Origin of the sequence: Aminobacter sp. P9b (assembly GCF_045345995.1) — a bacterium.
Taxonomy (GTDB): domain Bacteria; phylum Pseudomonadota; class Alphaproteobacteria; order Rhizobiales; family Rhizobiaceae; genus Aminobacter; species Aminobacter niigataensis.
This window is the reverse complement of record NZ_CP150082.1, coordinates 4,633,723-4,652,999: the sequence shown is the minus strand read 5'-3', so window position 1 is coordinate 4,652,999 and position 19,277 is coordinate 4,633,723. Positions and strand designations below refer to the sequence as shown.

The following is a 19,277-nucleotide window of genomic DNA, read 5'->3' as shown; positions in this document are numbered from 1 at the left end:
CCTAAGCAATCGTGATTGGTCAGAACTGTCGCTACCTGCGCCGATTGCTAAAGTTGCTGCTGCAGTACTTGGCGTCCCAACTGGATGAGCGCCAGATCGCTGCCGGCAGGTCCCAGCAGCGACAGGCCGAATGGTGCGCCGTCCACCGTGCCGATGGGCAGGGTGATCTGAGGGAAGCCGGAAAGCCCCGACAGGCAAAGCAGCATCAGCGCGCGCTCGCGATAGGCCAGCAATTCGGCGTCCGCCGCGCCGGCTAGTGGGGCCGCGCCCGGCACGGTCGGCAGGATCAGGATGCCGTCATCGCCCAGCAATGCGCCGAGTTCGCTGCGGAAAGCGTCGCGCCTGGCGATCTCTGCCTGATAGGCCGCGGCATCGATGGTCGCGCCAAAGGCGAAGCGCTCCTTGACGCCTGGCCCGAGGCCGCGGTCTCCGGACGATATCCACGCGCCATGCTGCTGCCAGGCCTCAAAGGCCTGGACCTTGCGGAAGCACCAGTAGAGTTCGTCGGGCGAAAAGGTGAGGGGTGACGCCTTGGTTATGGGGCCAAGGGCGTTTTCGGCGATGCCGCGCATGCGCCGGTATTCGGCTGCCTCGGCCGGGCCGGAGGGCAGCGCGTCGAGCCAGTCGAGCGCAAGCGGCCGGACCAGTTCGCCGCGATGGGCATCCTCGCCGATGAGCAGCCTGGCCACTTTCTCATAGGTGTCGATGTCCCGGGCGAACCAGCCGAATGTGTCGAGGCTGGGGGCGAGCTTCATTGCGCCGTCGAGCGAGATGAGATCATGGGTCGTGCGCAGGCCGATCAGCCCGCAGAAACTGGCCGGTGCCCGGATCGAGCCACCGGTGTCCGAGCCCCCTGCGATGTCGGCAAGCGCGCCGGCGACTGCGGCGGCCGAACCAGATGATGAGCCGCCGGTAACGCGGTCGGGTGCCGCGGGATTGATCGGGTGCGGAAAATGCGCGTTCTGGCCCATCAACGAAAAGGCGAGTTCGTCGGTCTGGGTCTTGCCGACGAATCGCGCGCCCGCATCGAGAATCACCTGCACTGACGCGGCAGTTTTGTCGGCCGGAAGGCTGCTGGCAGCCTTGCCGGGATTGCCGCAGCCGGTGACGAGGCCGGCAACATCGAAGATGTCCTTGACAGCCAGCCGCAGCCCCGCAAGCGGGCCGTTTTCCGCATTGGAAACAGGCACTTGTGGCATGTCGAGGAACGAGTTGAAAGGGTCGGGCATGCTATTCATCGTTCGAAGCCTGTTTACGATATCGCCAGCATTGTTCGACGTTTGAATTTTTTCAACCCGCCATCCGATTTTAATTGATTGTGACGGCAGTGGTGCATATATCCCGGCTTGCCCAAAGTCGCACGTGCCTGTGGGTGTCCGCCGATCCCTCGAATGGCGAGGAAATCGGTAAGGTAACTGGAGCTAACCCCTCCAGTCGGTTTAGCGGCCAACCGCGAAATCGAGGACACCTTGAAGCAACGACGGTGCGGGCCTTTCTGGTTCTCTTCCGGCTGTCCAAAAGCCGGGGTTACTGAAGAGGCACACCTTCATTGCCGGCAGTGCGGAACGGGTCTTCCCATTTCCAAGCCAAGGCAGACAAAGCGAACCGAAGCCGGGCTGGCTCAGGTTCACCGCCGCGTGAAGCGCATTTATGGATCCAGGGTCTCCACAGGCTGGTTCCATCAAATAGCGATCATGTCTTTGTCCACCGCGGGATACCACGGCCGGGAACGGCCGTCCCGCAGCTTGATGATCTTGCGCGGCAGGACCGCGCGATGGAGAGACCTATGGCCACTCAGCGCATCCTCGACTTCCTCGCCACCCGACGTCCATCGGGCCCCTGCCTCGTCGTCGACCTCGATGTCGTGCGCGACAATTTCCGCGCCTTCGAAAAGGCCATGCCGGAATCCAAGATCTACTACGCCGTGAAGGCAAACCCGGCGCCCGAGATCCTGCGCCTGCTTGCCTCGATGGGCTCGTCCTTCGACACCGCCTCGGTCGCCGAGGTCGAGATGGCCATGGATGCCGGCGCGCCGGCCGAGCGCATCTCCTTTGGCAACACCATCAAGAAGGAGCGTGACATCGCGCGTGCCTTCGCACTCGGCATCCGTCTGTTCGCCGTCGACAGCGTCGAAGAGGTGGAGAAGATCGCGCGTGCTGCCCCCGGCGCCCGCGTGTTCTGCCGCGTTCTGACCGATGGCGAAGGTGCGGAATGGCCGCTGTCGCGGAAGTTCGGCTGCGTGCCTGCCATGGCCGTAGACGTGCTGCGTCAGGCCAAGGCGCTCGGCCTCGATGCCTATGGCGTGTCGTTCCACGTCGGTTCCCAGCAGGTCGATCTCTCCGCCTGGGACCGCGCGCTGGCCGACGCCAAGATGGTGTTCGCCAAGCTTGCCGAAGAAGGCATCACGCTCGGCATGGTCAACATGGGCGGCGGCTTCCCGACGCGCTACCTGCGCGACGTGCCGGCTGCCCAGGCCTACGGCCAGGCCATCTTCGAGGCGCTGTCCAAGCACTTCGGCAACAACATCCCGGAGACGATCATCGAGCCGGGCCGCGGCATGGTCGGCAATGCCGGCGTCATCAAGTCGGAAGTCGTGCTGATCTCCAAGAAGGCCGACAACGACAATCTGCGTTGGGTGTTCCTTGACATCGGCAAGTTCGGCGGCCTCGCCGAGACGATGGACGAGGCGATCCGCTATCCGATCGTGACTGAACGCGATGCCGACGAAAAGTCGCCATGCGTGCTCGCCGGCCCGACCTGCGATTCGGCCGACGTGATGTACGAAAAGACGCCGTACCCGCTGCCCCTGTCGCTGACCATCGGCGACGAGGTGCTGATCGAGGGTACCGGCGCTTACACGACGACCTACTCGTCGGTCGCCTTCAACGGCTTCGAGCCTCTCCGATCCTACGTGATCTGACGGCTCGCAAGAGTTGATCAGATCACCCGGCGCGGGCGCAATCGGCGCCCGCACGGGTTCGCTTGTGGAACAGTTATCCGCTCGTGAAGGATCGCGGACATGCATATTGAAATCGAAAAAACCAAAACCTCGCCCGACATCGTGATCGTGGCCGAAACCCTCGCCGATATTCCGGCGCGCGAAGCGCTGCTCGACCGTGCCATGGGCCTGAAGCGGCGCAAGAAGTCGTCGGAGAAGCTGCGCCGCGGGCGCCGCCCGTCCGAGGGCCTGGGGCTGATCGCCCGCAATGCCGAAGGCTTGGTGGTCGGCACCGTGCGGCTGTGGGACGTGCGTCTGGGCGAGGGTGGCCCGGCTGCGCTGCTGCTCGGCCCGCTTGCTGTCGACCAGTCGATGAAAAGCGCTGGCATCGGCTCAGCGCTGATGCGCCACGCCATTGCAGAGGCTGCGCGCCTCGGCCACCGCGCCATCCTGCTGGTCGGCGATGCGCCCTATTATGCGCGGTTTGGCTTCACCGCTGAGAAGACCGGGCAGCTTTCGATGCCTGGCCCCTACGAGCGCGAACGCTTTCTCGCGCTGGAACTTGTTTCGGGCGCCCTGGACGGTACCAAGGGCGTCCTGAAGGCCGCCGGCCGCAAGCTCAAGACCGAGCGCGCCCGGCTGGCTGCCTGATCGTGACCTTCCCGTGCCTGGCGGTGACGGGAAGGTCCATTAGGTCTGTGGAACCGAGGCCTCAGCCGAGCAGGCTGCTGAGGCCCATGGCCACCGACATGTCGCCTTCGACCTTGATCTTGCCGGTCATGAAAGCCATCGTCGGGTTGAGGTCGCCTGCGATGAGCGACTCCAGATCGTCGAGCGACAGCTTGATGGTGCAATCGGCCGGGGCGTCGGTGGTCGACAGTGTTGCGCCGTTGATGACGATGACGCCATCGGCGCCGGTGTCGAACTTGACCGAACGGTCGAAGCCGGAGCTCTCGACCTTCGACTTGATCTTGTCTGCGACTGTCTGAATGCTCATGGCTCTCTCCTGATCTTTCCTGAAAAGGCGCTTTGCGCCCGGCCTCCCCGGACCAATCCGGACAAGCCGGCCCGCGTCACAGGACTGCAAAGCCTATAGCGGCCAATTGACGTTTACGTCAACGTAGATTTGAGGAATGGCTCGTTCCGGCTGGCTCGCATCGAGTTCAGTGAGCGGCGGCCGGTGCCTCTCCGGCGGCTTCGGCCTCGGCCGATTTGGCCGCCGCTGTCGCCGCTGCAGAACGGCGACGCACCGCATTGTCGCGCACGTCGTCCGGCGTCAGGAAGTCGATCTGCTCGACCATCACCTCATGCACCAGCTTCTCGCCGATACGGGCGTTGATGCTGTCGCGCAGGCCGTTGCGAAAGGCGTCGAGGTCGAGCTTGTCGTATTGGGTGAAATCGATCTGCGGATTGCCGTAGAGATAGGAATAGACCTGGTCGACGAGCAGCGCGTCCATCGGCACCGACATCTTGGCGACCTGCTTGGGCTCGACCGTGTAGACCAGGCGCGTCAGGAAATAGCCCTCGACGCGCTCGCCCTTGAGCAGCGGCACCGAGATGACGTCGGTCTTGACGTAGTCGAGACCGCCGAGCAGCGGCTTCTTGTCGTCGGCCGCGGGCAGGTTGGCCGCGGCCTGGAACGAATAGAAGACCGCGCCGAGCGTCACGGCGACAATCCACAAGGCCGCCGCGATGAACTTGATCACCGCGCCCATCCGAATTCGTTGGCCGAGTAGGTGCCGTCGGTCTCGGAACGCTGGATGGCGTCCTTGAGCAGGTTGGCGACTTCGCTGACCGCGCTGAGATGGGCGAGGATGGCGCGTTCGTTGGCAGCGAGCTTGTCGCGCAAGCGTTCGACGCCGACCTTGAGATCGCCTGGGAAGTCCCCCTCGACCAGGCCCTTGGTGGCGCGCGTCAATTCGTAGAGATAGCGGCTCTTGCGCGCATTCGACGCCTTGATGTCGAACCGGGTGTCGGTGCGGATCGAGGCGGTTTCTTCTTCGACCGCCTCTTCGATGCGGCTGATGATGGCACCGATGTTGCCCGGCTGCGCCGACTGAACGAGTTCGATTGGCTCGGCCTTGGCCGGGAGGTTCGGCCTGTATTCGGAGAGATCCGACATATCTTACCCTCTAGGATTTGGTGTCAGTGACGGAGGAGGCGGCGTCGCGTCCCAGCGACTGGACCATCTTCCGTTGTATTTCCTGGATGACCGCAGTCGCCTGGCTTGCCTGCTCATCGAGCGCAGCCCGATCCGGGCCGCCGGACACCGGTCCGACCGGCAGCGCCTGCTCGTCCTTGATGTAGTGGTCGCGCATGAGGGCCTTGGCGATGCCGATGCCGCCGGCTTCGGCGGTCTGGTCGGCCAGATGTTCGGCCATCATCGACTTCCACATGTCGCCGGCCATGCCCTTGCCATAGACGCTGTCGGTGTTCTTGGGCAGCATGTTCTCGATGAAGGTCTGCAGCACCATGGCCTCGAAGCGCTTCATGCTGGCGTCGGGGCTCGCCGCGTCGGGCTGGCGCGAGAGGCCGCCGGTGACCGCAGCCTCGGTGAGCGAGAAGGCGGCGCCGGTGCTGGGCGTCCGGTTGGCGAGCGCGGCACGCGCGGCCTGGATGCCGGCCGGTTCGACGGCCTTGGCAACGTCCAGAACGATGTCGCTGGGTGGGGAGATCGCCAAAGCTGGCTCGCCTTTCCGGGGTTTACGTTACTGCTGATTGTGGAGGGTCAAGCTTGCGGCAACCTTACTTGTCGTCACTGGGCTTTCTTTCGATGATTTCGAGACGCTCGCGGTCGGCACTGTCGCGCTCGTCGCGGCGCCTGACGTCGCGATAGGCACGCTCGACCATGTTGGTGCGGGCGGTGGCCGTGGCGATCTTTCCGACCTCGAATCTGGCGAGGCCGAGGTTGAGCTGCTGCCTGTTGATCGCCGCTGAGATTCGCCGGTGATAGAGTTCCGGAAAGAGCTGGGGCATGCCGTCGGTGCTGTCGAAGCTTTCCGCCAGGGATTGCGCCTCGCTCTCAGCCGCGATGGCCTGGGCGACGAAACCGGCGTGACGCGTCTCGTGCAGCGCCTTGAGCTGCTCCTGCACCACGACCAGCTTCTTCAGCCGTTCCCTGCGCGAGGCCATGTCTACCTCCCCACCGTGATGTCGGCGAAGCCGTCGGCAAACAGGCTGAGCATGGTGGCGATACCGAAGTACATCAGGATCAAGCCGCCGGCGACGACGAAGGGCAGCGAGATGAAGTAGACCGGGATCTGCGGCGTCAGCTTGTTGACGAAGCCGATCGTCAGGTTGACCAGGATGGCGTAGGCGACGAACGGGCTGCCCAGCCTGAGCACGACCATGAAACTTTCCGACAGAGTGTCGGCGATGTCCACCAGCGCCGCCTGCGGGTTGAAGAACAGGTTGACCGGGGCAACCTGATAGGAGGCGACCAGCGCGCGGACGATCTCATGGTGGAAATTGAAGGCGAAGAGCAGGATCAGCGCCGAAATCGAGATGATCGATGCGAGCGGGGCCTGCGGCTCGTTTTCCTCGATGGCGTGGCCGCCGACGCCGCCATAGCCGATCAGCATGGCGATGGCCGAGCCCATGAACATCAGCGCCAGTATGTAGAGGCGCGCCATCAGGCCAATGAGGCCGCCGATGAGCAACTCCGAGGCGATCATCGGCATCAGCACGCCCGGGCGCGCGTCGACATAGGGAAAGATCTGGTCCCAGAGGTGGACCAGAAGCCCGCCGGTGGCGGCGACGGCGACGAACAGCCGGACATGCATGGGCACGCGTACGCTCGAAATGCCGGGCATCAGCATGAAGCAGCTGCCGATGCGGCAAAAGGCGAGGAACGCCGCAAGGACGAACCCTTGCGCGGCAACATTCATGAGATGGTTCCAAGCACGCGCAGCTCGACGCCCTTGGCGATCTCGACATGGCTGAGCACCGGCAGGGTCGGGAACAGCCGTTCGATGATCATGCGGACATAGGGCCGGGCGTCGGGGGCGGTAACGAGCACGAAGCGCTCGCCGGCCTCGAGGTGGATGCGGATCGCCTTCGAGGCGTCCTGGCCGAATTCCTCGAGCTGGCGCGGGTCGATGTCGAATTCGCGTACTTCGCCCTTGGCGTCACGCTTGAGGCTCTGGTGGAAGGCGAGGTCCCAGCGGTTGCCGAGACGCAGCACCTTGAGCACGCCGCTTTCGCCAAGGTCGCCGCAGATCTGCTGGGCCATGCGGATGCGGACATGCTCGACGATCTGCTCGGTGCGGCGGACATGGGGGGATATCTCGGCGATGGCCTCGATGATGAGGTGGAGATTGCGGATCGACACGCGCTCGGCGAGCAACAGCTTCAGCACGGCCTGCAGGCCGGGATAGGTGATGTGCGACGTGCAGATCTCGTCGGCGAGCTTGCGGTATTCCGGATCCTGGCGTTCGAGCAGCGCCTTCATGTCCTTGTAGGACAGCAATTGCGGCAGGTTGTTGCGGATCACCTCGGAGAGATGGGTGAGCAGCACCGACATGTTGTCGGCGAAGGTGAACTGCTCGCGCTTGAGGTCCTCGGCGAAGGAATCGAGCACCGAGAACGCGCGCATGCCGAAGGCGGGTTCGCGAACTTCCTCGCCCGGAATGTCGGGCAGTTCGCGCGAGCCGAGCAGCACCATGATCTCGCCGACGCGCATCTGGTATTCGGCGACGACCGTGCCGTGGATCTTGATCTGGTAGCTCTTGGGCGGGATCGAGTAGTCGTCGGTCATCCTGACTTCAGGCACGACGAAGCCGTATTGGGTGGCGAACTTCTTGCGCATCTTCGACATGCGGAAGGCGAGTTCCTGATGCGTGGCAAGCAGGCGCGTCGACAACTGCTTGCCGATCAGGAGTTCGATCTCGGCGGTGGCGAGCGATGCCTTGACCGAGTTCTTTTCCTCTTCGACCTTGTCGACTTCCGCCTGCTTCTTCTCGGCATCGGCCTCGGCGACGCGGCGGTTGTGGCGCATCGGGATGACGTAACCGAGTGCGGCCATGCCGGCAGCGAGCGTGACGAACGGGAACATCGGCAGGCCGGGCATCAAGCCGAGCAACAGCAGCAGGCCGGCGGCGACGTAGAGCGCGCGCGGATAGGCGCCGAGCTGGCCGAACACTGCCTGGTCGGTCGAGCCGCGCGTACCGCCCTTGGAGACCAGCAGGCCGGCGGCGAGCGAGACGATGAGGGCCGGGATCTGGGTCACCAGACCGTCACCGACCGACAGCTTGATGAACACGTCGGCGGCTTCGCCCATGCCCATGTCGTGGCGGAAATAGCCGATGGCGATGCCGCCGACGATGTTGATGGCGGTGATCATCAGGCCGGCGATGGCGTCGCCGCGGACGAATTTCGAGGCACCGTCCATCGAGCCGAAAAACGAGCTTTCCTCTTCCAGTTCGCGGCGGCGCAATTGAGCGGTCTTGTCGTCGATCATGCCGGCGGCGAGATCGGCGTCGATCGACATCTGCTTGCCGGGGATGGCGTCGAGGGTGAAACGCGCCCCGACTTCAGCGATACGCGTCGCACCCTTGGTGATGACGATGAAGTTCACCACGATCAGGATCAGGAAGACGATCAGGCCGATGACGAAATCGCCGGACATGACCAGGCTGGAGAAGCCCGAGATGACGTAGCCGGCGGCGTGCGTGCCCTCGTTGCCGTGCGAAAGGATCATGCGCGTGGTGGCGATGTTGAGGGACAGGCGCAGCATCGTGGCGATCAGCAGGATCGTCGGGAACGACGAGAAGTCCAGCGGCCGCTGGATCCACAGGGCGACCATGAGGATCAGCACTGAAATGGCGATGGAGAAGGCGAGGCCGACGTCGATCAGGAAAGCCGGGATCGGCAGGAACAGGACGACCAGGATAACCACGATGCCGAGCGCGAAGAAGACGTCGCGTCCGCTCTTGTTTGGCGCGCCTATGCCCGAAATGGTTTCACTGATCGCCATGGCTCATCCGATCGAATTCTGCCGCGAACCCATGCCACGGCCCGTTGACCCTATTGCTTCAAGCTTGCGCGAGGGTGGGAGCTTGCCTTCGAAGGGCCAAGCTTACTCACCGCCACGCCCCGTTTCCGGTCTGGCTATTGTCTGGAGAGTTCGGGAAGCGGGGCGCGGGGCCGTGCCTGCCGAATGCTAAATGGTGACGCGAACCCGCGCACCGCCGACGATTTCCGTTCCCGTCCGTTCCGCTTCCGGAGCATCGGGCATTTTCGCCCATGCCCCCACTAGCGCGTCGTCCAGCGCACCCGGGCCGTAATACCCGAGGGGGAACCCTTGGACGGAACCTCCCCGGACCATGAGCCACGTTAGCCCTTGATCGGAGGCGCCGGTTCCTCCCCGCATGCCACCGTCGCGACCGGCGTTCCCGCGGGAGAAACTGGCATGGATTGTACGGGAGGTTTTTGGGGGCGTGGAAAAGCGGGGTGGATCTATCCACGCGGATTGCTGACAGATGGTGACACATCGGGATGTGTCGGCGTTGGTTCTGGACCACAGCGGCAATTGCCACTTCACCCATGGATCCCCGGGTCTCCGCAGGTCGCTTTGCTTCTGCTCCGCCCGAGGATGACGAGCTTCGTTAGACGTCGCCGCCAATCTTCAACGTATGCGATTGGCGAGGAAGGGAGGATCGCGATGTGGAGGGAAGGCTGCTCGCAAGGACATCCACGAAGCCTGGTTCGCTCACAGCCATCGCCGCACGCGTCGCCTGTAGTCGAGATAGGCATCGCCGAAGCGACGTTCGAGGTAGGCCTCCTCGCGGGCAACGACGCCGTAGCGGATCACGATGGCAAGAGGAACAGTGAGGACAAGGATCCACGGGCTCAGTGCGGCGACGCCGATGCCGCCATAGAGCAGGAACATGCCGAGGTAGATAGGATTGCGCGTCCACCCGTGAATGCTTGAGGTGACGAGCACGCGGGTCGGCTCATAGGTGGGCACCGGTGTCGCCGCTCGCGAGAAGTTGCGAATACCCGCGATCGCGAGCGCAAAGCCGGTGAGGATCAGGCAACCGCCGACCAGACGGACCAGATCGCTCGCCGCGACAGGGGCCATCAAAGGCAGCAGGCGATCCGCGGCCAGTCCAAGCAGAAGAGCGCCAAGAAACAGCAGAGGCGGCCGCGCGATGACGCCTGCCGTTCCAGTGTCGTTCACTTGTTGGTCAGATGGTTCACGCATGAATGCTCCCGCAGATGCTGGAGGACGAAATTCAATGCAAAACGACAACCAAGGTGTCATTCTACAAATTGACAACCATGGTGTCAATGACGGAGGCTGTGCAGCTTGTTTTGCGCAATTCCGGACGGAAAACCGCTGCACACTTTTCCTGGAATTGCTCTCACGGGACGAAGGCGATGACGTCGGCACGACAGGAGACCGGGATGGCGGCTGAGACGGGGGCGGGCCCAACCGCCGACAACAAGGCAGAGGCGATCGCCGAGCTGATGCTCGAAGTGGCCCAGTGCTTCTTCAGGATACGGGCAATCGGCCAGAAGACCGGGTTAATCACCAGCTGGGGCGGCGGTGCGTTCGGCTTCATGCGAAGCCTGGCGGTGCTTGGTCCGCTGACGGTGCCGCAGGTCGCCCAGATGCGCCCCACAAGCCGCCAGCGCATGCAGCGGCTGGCGGACGAACTTGCCGCCGAGGGGCTGGTGGCATTCATCGAAAATCCGAAGCACCAGCGCTCGAAGTTGGTGCAGCTGACTGCGAAAGGCGAGGCGCGCTATCGCGAGATGAACGCCCAGCTCCTGGCGATCGCCTCGAGCATGGGCGTCGCCCTCAGCGAAGCCGATATCCTCAGGACCACCGAGATCGTGCGGCAGCTGAGCGACGATGTGAAAGCGCGGTCGGAGCGGCTGCCGTAGCAGGCACCGCCACGCTGTTCAGACGCCCTTGGGTTTCTTCTGCGAGCGGACGGATCGGGCGGCGAGCACCGAGGTGTTCAGGGCCACGGCGGCGCGGATGAGCGCCTTCAACGCCTCTTCATCGATGGTGTCGCCCTCGTGGAAATCGATGGCACGCCTGGTGTTGCCTTCGAGGCTGGAGTTGAAAAGGCCCTTCGGGTCTTCCACCGAGGCGCCCCTGGCGAAGGTCATCTTCACGGCGTTCTTGTAGGTCTCGCCGGTGCAGATGATGCCGGCATGCGACCAGACCGGAACGCCGCGCCACTTCACCTCCTCGACCACCTCGGGGTCGGCCTGCAGGATCAGGGCGCGCACCCGGGCAAGCGTCTGGCCGCGCCAATCGCTGAGCGCGGCGATCTTGTCATCGATCTGCCGGGAAGCTGCGACTCCGCTGCCCGCTTCATTCGAGGCCGTTTTCTTTTCCATTCTTTCCTTCTCGATGGGCAGATTGCGCTTGACCCTCAATGCAGGTCGATCGGGCCTTTCGGCGTGACGATGGCCGCAGCGAGGCTGGTGGGACGCTCGATCAGGCGATGGACGCGCGGCGGCTGGGCGCCGCTGTGCAACGACCTGAGCTTCTCGCCAATCTCGGCGTCGGCATGGGTGGCGCGCTGGTTGTGGCGGACATATTCGAGCCAGGTCGGCGTGTGGTAGCTCTCGACCCAGATCTCGGGGTTTTCCAGGTCGCGTGCCAGCGTCCAGTTACGGGCACCGTCGCGGCGGCGGATGCGGCGACGCTCGGCCATGGCATCGAGGAAGGCGGGTACGTCTTCCTCGCGGATGATGAACTCGATGATGATGGCGATGGGACCGCTGCGCGGCTGGACGTCGAGCGCCAGATGCGGTTCGCGGAAGCGGTTCAGCGGGTCGAGGTTGAGCGCCGTATGCTCGGGCAGGGGCAGGAGGAAACCGATCGCGGCGCCGGCCAGCATGACGATGCCGGCGACGATGAGGGCGGTCGCCGGGCCCTGGCCTTCGGCGATCAGGCCCCAGACCCAGCTGCCGAGTGCCATGCCGCCGAAGGTCGCCATCTGGTAGATCGAGAGCGCGCGGCCGACGACCCAGCGCGGCGTCGACATCTGCACGGTGATGTTGAAGTGCGACAGCGCCAGCACCCAGCAGGCGCCGCCGATGAGCAGGCCGGCGCTGGTGACCCAGGCGTTCGAGCTCCAGGCGGCGATCCAGCTGCACAGGGCAAAGCCGAGGAAGGACGAGCGCACGATCGCCTCGCTCGACATGCTGCTGCGGATGCGGCCGCTGATCAGCGCGCCGCCGACGGCGCCGACGCCGAAAGCGCCGAGCATGATGCCGTAGGTCAGCGGGCCGCCGGCGACGAGGTCGCGCGCGACGAGCGGCAGCAGCGCCTGGAGGACGACGGCGGTGAAGCCGAAGGCGAAGCTGCGCAGCAGGACCTTGCCGATGTTGGGCGACATGGCGATGTAGCGCAGCCCCGCACCCATGGCGTGGCCGAGCGTTTCGCGCGGCAGCGGGTTCGCCGGATACTGCGGACGCCAGCGAAACAGGACGAAGATGATGGCGAAATAGCTCAGCGTGTTGACGGCGAAGGCGGCAGCCGCTCCGGCGGCGGCGACGATGATGCCGCCGATGGCCGGGCCGACGCTGCGCGTCATGTTGAAGCCCATCGAATTGAGCGCCACCGCCGCCGGCATGACCGGGCGGGGAACCATGTCGCCGACGGAGGCCTGCCAGGACGGGTTGTTAAGCGCCGTGCCGCAGCCGATGAGGAAGGTGAAGGCGAGCAGCAGCCACGGCGTAATAAGGCCGAGATAGGCAACGAGCGTCAGCAGCGCCGAGACCGCCAGCATGAAGCACTGGGCCGTCAACATGACGCGGCGGCGGTCGAAGCTGTCGGCAAGGGCGCCCGAGACCAGCGAAAACAGCATGATCGGCAGCGTGATCGAGGCCTGGACCAGCGCCACCATGTCCGACGAGGTGGCGATCGAGGTCATCAGCCAGGCGGCGCCGACCGACTGGATCAGGCTGCCGAAATTCGATGCCAGGCTGGCGAGCCAGACGGAACGGAAAATGCCGTGCTTGAACGGCTCGAGTGCAGAACCTCGCTCGTACTGGTGGTCGTCGTCCATGCGCCAAGCCGGCCGAGCCGGATGCCCTCGTGTGAATCGTCGTGGTGCGACTAGACCATGATCGGCGAGCGGGGTGAACCCATTTGTCGAAGGCGGCCATGGGCCAAGGCCGGTTCGCCGGCGGTCCAGCCGGGCGCGGACCGCGGCCTGCTCAGAAGCCGGTTTCGATGCGCTCGAAGATGACGTTGGTGAAGGCGGAGATCTGGGCGCCGATGAACGGGCCGGTCAGCGCCACGACCAGGAAGATGGCGACGATCTTGGGCACGAAGGTGAGCGTGATTTCCTGGATCTGGGTCAGCGCCTGGATGAGGGCGATGCCGACGCCGACCAGCATGGCTGCGGCCACGGCGGGCGCCGAGGCGGTAAGCACGGTCCAGATGGCGAACTGGACAAGGTCGAGGGCATCGGCCTCGTTCACGCCGGCGTGGCCTTGATCGAAACGCCGGGATTGATGACGACCTGCTTGCCGTCGGTCAGGACGGCGACGACGCCGTCCTTGAACAGGCGGACTTCGGCGACGACGCCGGAAGTCTTGCCGTCGGGCGAGGTGACGGTCCGGCCGATCAGCGCGTCGGCCTGGGCGAGCGCCGAGCCCTGCAGGATCTGGTCGAGGCGGGTGTTCATCTGTACCGACTGTTCGACCTGCGAGAAGGTGGCGAGCTGCGCCACATACTGGGTCGAGTCCATCGGCTTGGTCGGGTCCTGGTTCTTCATCTGCGCGACGAGCAGCTTGAGGAACGAATTGTAGTCGACCTGGGTCTTGGACGGCGCCGGCGTGCCGGTGGCCGTCTTGTTGGTGCTGGTGGTGCCCGGCACCGAGGCGGTGTAGTCGATGGCCATCAGAATGTACCTCCGGCTGCGATGGCGTGCTCGGCCAGCAGCGGCTGGTCGTTGCTGGCCATGGCGCGCTTTTCCAGGGGATAGAGCGAGCGGATGGTCTTCAGCGCCTCGTAGACATGGTCCTCGGCGACGAGGCGGTCGATATGCTTGAGGCTCGACAGGATCTCGGGATTGTCGAAGGTGGCGAGCAGCAGCGGCAGAGACCGGCGGAACATATCGCGAGCCTCGACGGCGCCGACGGGATCGACCAGCATGACCTGCAGGATGAAGTAGAGCTGGCGCAGCGGCGTCGATGCCTGCTCGGGCTGCAGCACATGGCTTTCGAGCAGGAACTGCACGTCGTTGAGCAATTCGAGCGAGACCTTGCGGTCGACGCGGACGACCGCGCCGTTGATGTAGATCTTCTCGTTGGCCTTCAGCGAAATCTTCAGGGTGTTTTTCATTGGATGCCGTCGCGGATGATCTGCGAGACCTCGATCAGGCCTTCGAAGCTGTCGGTGCGGCCCTGGCGGATGTCTTCGGCTTCACGCAGCAGCCACAGGCCGATGGAGATGAGGTTGGCGCGGAGTTCCTTCGGCAGCTCGTTTTCGGGGCTGCCGAGGTCGTCGAGCAGCGATGTCCACACCCGGTTGGTGAAGTTCAGCGCCTGGATGGCCTCGTTGGAATTGGCTCCGACCTCGCTGGCCGTGGTCAGCATGTCGATCGAGCGCGTGAGAAGCTGACGTTCGCGATCCCGCGCATCGGCGACGGAGTCGGTCTGGATGTCGGCATAGGAGAATTGATACATATGCGTCCCGTTTGTTGCCGGTCAGGTCAGAGATACTTCATCAGGCTGAGCTGCTGGATGCGCGCGGTCAGCGCGTAGGATCTGTCTATCTGCGATACCAGGTCGGCGACGCGCGCCGAAGCCACGTAGTAATCGACACCCTCGGTGTCGAGGATGTAGCGCTCGTACAGGTCCACCTGCACGTTGATGCGGTCGGTGGCGCTCTTGACGCGCTGTTCGATGATGCCGGTCTGCGCTTCCAGCTGGCCGATGTCGCTGATGGCCTCGCCGATGCTCGACACGGCATGGGTGACGAGCGCGCCACGTGCGGCGTTGCCGACATTGCTGTCAAGCAGGTCGCTGATGATGGCCGCCGACATGGCGATCTTGCGAATGCCTTCGTTGTTGGCGCTGACCGAGGTCTCGGTGGTCTCGTTGAGCGTGATGCGGCTGGTGATGCCTTGGTTGGTGGCATTCGACCACGGGCTGCCGGCTGGAGGTGGCGTCTGCCAGTCCGCGCCGAGGAACATCGGCTCGACGACGGTGGACATGAAATTGTTCATGTCGGCCGCGGTGATGTCCTGGGCGTCGGCATGGTTCTGGCTGAAGCCGAAATAGCCGGCGAAGGCGGCGTCGAATGCCACCTTGGTTGGCGAGCCCGGCTTGAAGTCGTTGATCGGCTTGACGTCGGTGTTGGTGCCGGAGAACAGATATTCGCCGTTGAGGCTGGTGTTGAGCACCGAGGTCAGCGTGTCGAGCGTGGCGCGCCCGCTCTTCTGGGTCAGCGCGTAGGCGGCGTCGCCCGAGGCACTGCTGGTCAGGCTCGAGAGGAAGGACTGGGCGGCGGCGCCAACCTGGGTCAAGGCTTTCTGCGTCGCCGATAGCCGGGCCGAAACCAGCCCGTTGGAATCGACGATGCCGCCGAGCCTTTCGAGGTCGCGATGGAGCGTGACCGACTGGGCGGTGCGGGCGCCAAGCGCCAGTCCGGTGTCGGCGACGAATCCAGACGAGGCTTCCTTCTGTGCCTTGGCCAATTCCGACTGCTGGCGCAGCAGCGAGTAGCGCAGTGCGCTGGTGACGGCGGCGGAAGAGACGAAGGTGGTTTTCATCGCTACCTCACCGCCGCAAGCAGCGCCGACAGCATCTCGTCGACCGCCTTTATGAGCCGCGCCGAGGCCTGATAGGATTGTTCGAGTTCGAGCAGCAGCGACATTTCGACGTCGACATTGACCGACGTCTCGTTGGACAGCGCCTCGGCCGTGCGCACGGCCAGCGCTTCCTTGGTCTCGGACGCGCTGGAAGCCTGCTTGCGCATGCCCTCGAGCCAGCCGATCGAGTTGGTGGCGAAGGTGCTGAGGCTCGACGAGGCGCTGATGCCCGCGGCCGGATCGAAGCTCATGGTCTGGTCGATGCGGTCGCCGTAGGAGATCAGCAGGTCGGCGTAGGAGGCGTTCGCTGCCGGGTTCTTGATGTAGCCAGCGCCATTGATGCCGCCGTCGCGCAGCAGCTTGGGGTTGCCACCGGCAGCCGGATCAACGGCCGGATTGAGGCGGATCGAGCGGGCGAGGCCGTTGACCAGTCCGCCGGGGACCGCCGGTCCGCCCGACCAGGTGAACAGGCCGGCCTGGTCGGCAAGCGCGGGCGCGGTTTCGGAAAAAGCCGTGATCAGGCCGCGCGCCGTCTCGTCGAGCTGGGCCTGCATGGTGACGGCGACGCTGTCGCGCAACTGGACGAGGCCGGCGAGCTTGCCCGCCGCATCGGTATTGGCGCCGGTGCCGGGCTGAACCGGCACGCCGTCGATGTAGATCTTGTTGCCCGCGGCACCTGGGGCATAGCCGGCCGATGGGGAGAAGCTGACAGCACGCGGGACGGTTTCGAACAATGTCGAACCGTCGGCCGTGGTGATGACCATGTCGTTGTCGGAGCGCTTGAAGGTCGAGATCGGCACGATCTCGGAGATCTTCTTCAGGATGGCGTCGCGCTGGTCGAGCGAATCGTTGACGTCGCGGCCGGTGCGGGTGCCCGCGATGATGGTCTTGTTGGCCTGCTCGAAATCGGCCAGAAGCCGGTTCAGATCGTCGACCGTGGTGGCGATTTCGCTGTCGGTCTCGGTGCGGAAACGCTGGATCGCGCTGGACCCGTCGTTGAGCGTGCGGACCACCTGGCGGGCGGCGTCGATAGCGGCCACGCCGAGGTTCTGGTTGGACGGGGAGGCGGCGTAGAATTGCAGCGCCTGCTGGAACTTGCCGAGCGCCGTTGCCGGCGAGCCCGCGTTGTCGCTGCCGTTCACGTCGAGGGTGAGTTTCTGCAGGCCCTCGAAGAGCGTGCTCTGGCCGGAGAAGGAGGCGAGCGCGGACAGGTTCTGACGGAACAGAAGTTCGTTGGTCGCCCGCTGTATCTCGACGACGCGCGCGCCAGGGCCGGTGCTTGCCAGCATGGCCGAGCGGCGCGCGTAGTCGGGGTTCTGCGCCTCCGAGACGTTGCGGGAAACGTTGCTGGTCTGGCGCGACGTGTGGAGAAGCGCGGATTGGGCGATGTTGAGGGCAGACGTCAGGGACATGCGGAATCTTTCGCGGGCTGAGGCCCGTCAGTCCTATCTCTTCAGGTTGACGAGGACATCCATGAGGTCGGCGCCGGTTTGGAAGACCTTGGAATTGGCGGTGTAATTGCGCTGGGACTCGATCATGGCGGTGAGTTCTTCGGCGATGTCGACGTTGGAATTCTCTACCGCGCCGGAGACGACCTTGCCGTTCTTGCCTTCGGTCGGCCAGCCGATAGTGACTGCGCCCGATTCCGCGCCCTGGCTAAAGACGTTGCCGGAGATGACGGTCAGCTTATCGGGGCTGGGGACGTTGGCCATGGGGATCGAGAACAGCGCCTTCATCGAGCCGTTGGCATATTGGGCGTAGACGGTACCGTCCTTGTCGATCTCGATGCGCTCGATCTTGCTGGGCGGGCTGCCGTCGATGACGGCCTTGGCGACGCTGTAGTCGGCATCGGCCTGCGTCATCTTCGACAGGTCGATGGTCAGCGCGGCGCCGCCCGGTACGGTCAGCGTGATGTCGGTCGCGCTCGTGGCGGTCAGCTTGCCGGTGGCGTCGAAATCGAGCGTCTCGGTGGAAAGTGCAGCTCCCGTGTAGGGGAAGCCTCCCGCCGTTGCCTGCGACTGGTCGAAGACCGTGACTTCCCAGGTGCCTGCCGCCGTCTTGCTCATGTAGACGTCGAGGATCACCTGCCCGCCGGCGCTGTTGTAGGCGACGACAGACGATTTGGCCGTATAGGCAGCTGTGGCGGCGTTGGCCGATGGCAGATTGGCAGCCGGGACGATGGTCGCATCGCGCGGCAGGTTGGCTGCGAACGTGCCGTTCTCGCTCGCCGCCCACTGGGGCGTCGTGTCGTCGATCTTGATGGCGTCGATCTGGCTGGGGTCTATCGGCGCACCCGGCCTGGGCCCCTGGCTCAGATCCCAGCCCTGGAGCCTGAAACCGGCGGTGTTGACGAGATAGCCGTCCTTGTCGGGCACGAAGGCGCCGGCGCGGGTCAGGAACGTGGTGCCGCCAGCGTCTTCGACGACGAAGAAGCCGTCGCCGTCGATGGCGAGATCGGTGACCGACGTGGTGTATTGCAGGGCGCCCTGCTTGCTGATCGAGTTGATCACCGTGGTGGTGACGCCGCCGGAATTGTAGCTGCCGGCAGTGCTCGGCAGGACCAGGGACGAGAATTCGGTAGAGGCGCGCTTGTAGCCGGTCGTGCTCGAATTGGCGATGTTGTCAGCGACCGTCGAGAGGCGGTTCGCCTGGGAGTTCATCCCCGACACGCCAGTCCGCATCATTCCATAGAGGCTCATCGGTGGTCTCTCCAATTCTCATGCCACGAAGCAAAACTACGCAACATGTCTTGCGCGAGGCTGGTCAGACAACCAGCCGGTAGCCAAGGAAGCGTTTTGAATCGATCGGATCGTGGCCGAGACGCTCACGCAGCTTCTTGCGCAGCTTGGAGATGTGGCTTTCGACGACATTTTCTTCGACTTCTTCGTCGAAGACACCATAGATGGCGTTGAACACCTGGGTCTTGGTGACGCGGCGACCGCTGTTGCTTGCCAGATATTCGAGGATGCGGCGTTCGCGGCGCGGCAGCGGCATCGGCTGGCCGTCGATCTCGGGATCGCGGCCATCCATGAAGATGCGCATGGCGCCGATCTGGGTGAAGCCGGTGTCTTCCTGGGCGCGGCGGCGGATCGCCGAGATGCGGGCCAGGATTTCGCGGATGTGGACCGGCTTGCGAATGACGTCGTCGACGCCGGATTCGAAAAGCTTGAGCGTGTTCTCGAGATTGTTCTGCTCGCTGAGCGCGATCACGGGCGCCTTGGAGCGGTCCCGCAGCTGGCGCGGAGAGATCGAACCCTCGTTGCAGTCGCCAATGAGGAAGGCGCGCACCGAACGCAGATCCTCTTCAGGAGCGCTGGTCACCCATTCGCCGAACTCGCCCGAACGGAAGCCCGCGCAAGCCACGCCTTCCCGGTCGAAAAGTGAATTATAGCCTTTAGTGACGAGCTCGCGCTCGTCGACAACAACAATCATCGGCCCCGCCTCCGAATCAGAAAAAATGCCCCGTTAACCAATCGGTAATGGGTCGAGACCAAGGCGACCAATCGTGAATTCTTGCCGCTATTTTTTAGGGAGTCTGGAATCGCATGGGT

The 19,277-nt window shown here is 64.3% G+C and carries 23 protein-coding genes; 4 read left to right on the top strand and 19 right to left on the bottom strand.

Annotated elements, in window-relative coordinates; genetic code table 11:
* Positions 1 to 47 precede the first annotated feature (47 nt).
* Positions 48 to 1,238 (bottom strand): amidase, encoded by a 1,191-nt coding sequence (locus tag WHT83_RS22970; protein WP_108607107.1) that lies wholly within the window; start codon positions 1,236 to 1,238, stop codon positions 48 to 50.
* Between the two features lie 548 nt (positions 1,239 to 1,786).
* Between WHT83_RS22970 and odc2 the strand changes: the two genes are divergently transcribed.
* Positions 1,787 to 2,920 carry an ornithine/lysine decarboxylase gene (gene odc2, locus WHT83_RS22965; protein ID WP_108607108.1) on the top strand — a complete coding sequence of 378 codons (1,134 nt, stop codon included), beginning with the start codon at positions 1,787 to 1,789 and terminating at the stop codon, positions 2,918 to 2,920.
* A 99-nt stretch (positions 2,921 to 3,019) separates the two neighbouring features.
* Positions 3,020 to 3,589 carry a GNAT family N-acetyltransferase gene (locus WHT83_RS22960; RefSeq protein ID WP_406872483.1) on the top strand — a complete coding sequence of 190 codons (570 nt, stop codon included), beginning with the start codon at positions 3,020 to 3,022 and terminating at the stop codon, positions 3,587 to 3,589.
* Between the two features lie 61 nt (positions 3,590 to 3,650).
* Here the strand turns inward: WHT83_RS22960 and WHT83_RS22955 are convergent, their stop codons facing one another.
* From WHT83_RS22955 to WHT83_RS22920, 8 genes are all read right to left on the bottom strand, one after another.
* Positions 3,651 to 3,992 carry an SCP2 sterol-binding domain-containing protein gene (locus tag WHT83_RS22955; RefSeq protein WP_406874043.1) on the bottom strand — a complete coding sequence of 114 codons (342 nt, stop codon included), beginning with the start codon at positions 3,990 to 3,992 and terminating at the stop codon, positions 3,651 to 3,653.
* Positions 3,993 to 4,101: 109 nt separating this feature from the next.
* A complete protein-coding gene (locus WHT83_RS22950; protein WP_108607111.1) occupies positions 4,102 to 4,653 on the bottom strand; it encodes a hypothetical protein in 552 nt (183 codons plus the stop codon).
* On the bottom strand, positions 4,641 to 5,060 hold the full coding sequence (locus WHT83_RS22945; RefSeq protein WP_108607112.1) for a hypothetical protein: 420 nt from the start codon (positions 5,058 to 5,060) through the stop codon (positions 4,641 to 4,643). The genes WHT83_RS22950 and WHT83_RS22945 overlap by 13 nt, the downstream gene beginning before the upstream one ends.
* 10 nt (positions 5,061 to 5,070) lie before the next feature.
* Complete coding sequence (locus WHT83_RS22940) at positions 5,071 to 5,619, bottom strand: rod-binding protein (protein ID WP_406872482.1); 549 nt, start codon at positions 5,617 to 5,619, stop codon at positions 5,071 to 5,073.
* A 64-nt stretch (positions 5,620 to 5,683) separates the two neighbouring features.
* A complete protein-coding gene (locus WHT83_RS22935) occupies positions 5,684 to 6,070 on the bottom strand; it encodes a hypothetical protein (RefSeq protein ID WP_108607114.1) in 387 nt (128 codons plus the stop codon).
* A 2-nt stretch (positions 6,071 to 6,072) separates the two neighbouring features.
* Complete coding sequence (gene fliR / locus WHT83_RS22930; protein ID WP_108607115.1) at positions 6,073 to 6,825, bottom strand: flagellar biosynthetic protein FliR; 753 nt, start codon at positions 6,823 to 6,825, stop codon at positions 6,073 to 6,075.
* On the bottom strand, positions 6,822 to 8,912 hold the full coding sequence (gene flhA, locus WHT83_RS22925) for a flagellar biosynthesis protein FlhA (RefSeq protein WP_108607116.1): 2,091 nt from the start codon (positions 8,910 to 8,912) through the stop codon (positions 6,822 to 6,824). The genes fliR and flhA overlap by 4 nt, the downstream gene beginning before the upstream one ends.
* A 735-nt stretch (positions 8,913 to 9,647) precedes the next feature.
* The gene (locus WHT83_RS22920) at positions 9,648 to 10,142 is read right to left on the bottom strand and encodes an isoprenylcysteine carboxylmethyltransferase family protein (RefSeq protein WP_108607118.1); all 495 of its coding nucleotides are present in this window, start codon (positions 10,140 to 10,142) and stop codon (positions 9,648 to 9,650) included.
* A 34-nt stretch (positions 10,143 to 10,176) separates the two neighbouring features.
* Between WHT83_RS22920 and WHT83_RS22915 the strand changes: the two genes are divergently transcribed.
* Together WHT83_RS22915 and WHT83_RS22910 are read left to right on the top strand one after the other, a co-directional pair.
* On the top strand, positions 10,177 to 10,356 hold the full coding sequence (locus tag WHT83_RS22915; protein ID WP_159091618.1) for a hypothetical protein: 180 nt from the start codon (positions 10,177 to 10,179) through the stop codon (positions 10,354 to 10,356).
* On the top strand, positions 10,346 to 10,828 hold the full coding sequence (locus tag WHT83_RS22910; protein WP_318763848.1) for a MarR family winged helix-turn-helix transcriptional regulator: 483 nt from the start codon (positions 10,346 to 10,348) through the stop codon (positions 10,826 to 10,828). The genes WHT83_RS22915 and WHT83_RS22910 overlap by 11 nt, the downstream gene beginning before the upstream one ends.
* Positions 10,829 to 10,846: 18 nt before the next feature.
* Here the strand turns inward: WHT83_RS22910 and WHT83_RS22905 are convergent, their stop codons facing one another.
* The 10 genes from WHT83_RS22905 to WHT83_RS22860 all read right to left on the bottom strand — a co-directional run bounded on the left by WHT83_RS22905 (position 10,847) and on the right by WHT83_RS22860 (position 19,158).
* A complete protein-coding gene (locus tag WHT83_RS22905; RefSeq protein WP_406872481.1) occupies positions 10,847 to 11,293 on the bottom strand; it encodes a DUF1801 domain-containing protein in 447 nt (148 codons plus the stop codon).
* A gap of 35 nt (positions 11,294 to 11,328) precedes the next feature.
* Positions 11,329 to 12,972, bottom strand: a complete 1,644-nt coding sequence (locus WHT83_RS22900) for an MFS transporter (RefSeq protein ID WP_183264263.1) — start codon at positions 12,970 to 12,972, stop codon at positions 11,329 to 11,331.
* Positions 12,973 to 13,123: 151 nt separating this feature from the next.
* Positions 13,124 to 13,390 carry a flagellar biosynthesis protein FliQ gene (gene fliQ, locus WHT83_RS22895; RefSeq protein ID WP_108607121.1) on the bottom strand — a complete coding sequence of 89 codons (267 nt, stop codon included), beginning with the start codon at positions 13,388 to 13,390 and terminating at the stop codon, positions 13,124 to 13,126.
* Positions 13,387 to 13,812, bottom strand: a complete 426-nt coding sequence (gene flgD, locus WHT83_RS22890) for a flagellar hook assembly protein FlgD (RefSeq protein ID WP_406872480.1) — start codon at positions 13,810 to 13,812, stop codon at positions 13,387 to 13,389. The genes fliQ and flgD overlap by 4 nt, the downstream gene beginning before the upstream one ends.
* The gene (flbT, locus tag WHT83_RS22885) at positions 13,812 to 14,255 is read right to left on the bottom strand and encodes a flagellar biosynthesis repressor FlbT (RefSeq protein WP_406872479.1); all 444 of its coding nucleotides are present in this window, start codon (positions 14,253 to 14,255) and stop codon (positions 13,812 to 13,814) included. The genes flgD and flbT overlap by 1 nt, the downstream gene beginning before the upstream one ends.
* On the bottom strand, positions 14,252 to 14,599 hold the full coding sequence (gene flaF, locus WHT83_RS22880; RefSeq protein WP_108607124.1) for a flagellar biosynthesis regulator FlaF: 348 nt from the start codon (positions 14,597 to 14,599) through the stop codon (positions 14,252 to 14,254). The genes flbT and flaF overlap by 4 nt, the downstream gene beginning before the upstream one ends.
* Positions 14,600 to 14,625: 26 nt before the next feature.
* On the bottom strand, positions 14,626 to 15,687 hold the full coding sequence (locus WHT83_RS22875; protein ID WP_406872478.1) for a flagellar hook-associated family protein: 1,062 nt from the start codon (positions 15,685 to 15,687) through the stop codon (positions 14,626 to 14,628).
* 2 nt (positions 15,688 to 15,689) lie between these two features.
* Positions 15,690 to 17,138: a flagellar hook-associated protein FlgK gene (gene flgK / locus WHT83_RS22870; protein WP_406872477.1), complete on the bottom strand. Its 1,449-nt coding sequence runs from the start codon at positions 17,136 to 17,138 to the stop codon at positions 15,690 to 15,692.
* A 33-nt stretch (positions 17,139 to 17,171) separates the two neighbouring features.
* The gene (locus WHT83_RS22865) at positions 17,172 to 18,425 is read right to left on the bottom strand and encodes a flagellar hook protein FlgE (protein ID WP_108607127.1); all 1,254 of its coding nucleotides are present in this window, start codon (positions 18,423 to 18,425) and stop codon (positions 17,172 to 17,174) included.
* A gap of 64 nt (positions 18,426 to 18,489) precedes the next feature.
* Positions 18,490 to 19,158 carry a response regulator transcription factor gene (locus WHT83_RS22860; RefSeq protein ID WP_108607128.1) on the bottom strand — a complete coding sequence of 223 codons (669 nt, stop codon included), beginning with the start codon at positions 19,156 to 19,158 and terminating at the stop codon, positions 18,490 to 18,492.
* Positions 19,159 to 19,277 lie beyond the last annotated feature (119 nt).

Bases quoted from the DNA above. Each gene is read 5' to 3' on its own strand.
- fliR (WP_108607115.1), bottom strand. From the start codon at position 6,825: ATGAATGTTGCCGCGCAAGGGTTCGTCCTTGCGGCGTTCCTCGCCTTT.
- flhA (WP_108607116.1), bottom strand. From the start codon at position 8,912: ATGGCGATCAGTGAAACCATTTCGGGCATAGGCGCGCCAAACAAGAGC.
- WHT83_RS22945 (WP_108607112.1), bottom strand. From the start codon at position 5,060: ATGTCGGATCTCTCCGAATACAGGCCGAACCTCCCGGCCAAGGCCGAG.
- WHT83_RS22910 (WP_318763848.1), top strand. From the start codon at position 10,346: ATGGCGGCTGAGACGGGGGCGGGCCCAACCGCCGACAACAAGGCAGAG.
- WHT83_RS22920 (WP_108607118.1), bottom strand. From the start codon at position 10,142: ATGCGTGAACCATCTGACCAACAAGTGAACGACACTGGAACGGCAGGC.
- WHT83_RS22950 (WP_108607111.1), bottom strand. From the start codon at position 4,653: ATGGGCGCGGTGATCAAGTTCATCGCGGCGGCCTTGTGGATTGTCGCC.
- WHT83_RS22875 (WP_406872478.1), bottom strand. From the start codon at position 15,687: ATGAAAACCACCTTCGTCTCTTCCGCCGCCGTCACCAGCGCACTGCGC.
- WHT83_RS22905 (WP_406872481.1), bottom strand. From the start codon at position 11,293: ATGGAAAAGAAAACGGCCTCGAATGAAGCGGGCAGCGGAGTCGCAGCT.
- WHT83_RS22915 (WP_159091618.1), top strand. From the start codon at position 10,177: ATGCAAAACGACAACCAAGGTGTCATTCTACAAATTGACAACCATGGT.
- flbT (WP_406872479.1), bottom strand. From the start codon at position 14,255: ATGAAAAACACCCTGAAGATTTCGCTGAAGGCCAACGAGAAGATCTAC.
- WHT83_RS22860 (WP_108607128.1), bottom strand. From the start codon at position 19,158: ATGATTGTTGTTGTCGACGAGCGCGAGCTCGTCACTAAAGGCTATAAT.
- flaF (WP_108607124.1), bottom strand. From the start codon at position 14,599: ATGTATCAATTCTCCTATGCCGACATCCAGACCGACTCCGTCGCCGAT.
- WHT83_RS22970 (WP_108607107.1), bottom strand. From the start codon at position 1,238: ATGAATAGCATGCCCGACCCTTTCAACTCGTTCCTCGACATGCCACAA.
- WHT83_RS22865 (WP_108607127.1), bottom strand. From the start codon at position 18,425: ATGAGCCTCTATGGAATGATGCGGACTGGCGTGTCGGGGATGAACTCC.
- flgK (WP_406872477.1), bottom strand. From the start codon at position 17,138: ATGTCCCTGACGTCTGCCCTCAACATCGCCCAATCCGCGCTTCTCCAC.
- flgD (WP_406872480.1), bottom strand. From the start codon at position 13,812: ATGGCCATCGACTACACCGCCTCGGTGCCGGGCACCACCAGCACCAAC.
- odc2 (WP_108607108.1), top strand. From the start codon at position 1,787: ATGGCCACTCAGCGCATCCTCGACTTCCTCGCCACCCGACGTCCATCG.
- WHT83_RS22960 (WP_406872483.1), top strand. From the start codon at position 3,020: ATGCATATTGAAATCGAAAAAACCAAAACCTCGCCCGACATCGTGATC.
- WHT83_RS22935 (WP_108607114.1), bottom strand. From the start codon at position 6,070: ATGGCCTCGCGCAGGGAACGGCTGAAGAAGCTGGTCGTGGTGCAGGAG.
- WHT83_RS22900 (WP_183264263.1), bottom strand. From the start codon at position 12,972: ATGGACGACGACCACCAGTACGAGCGAGGTTCTGCACTCGAGCCGTTC.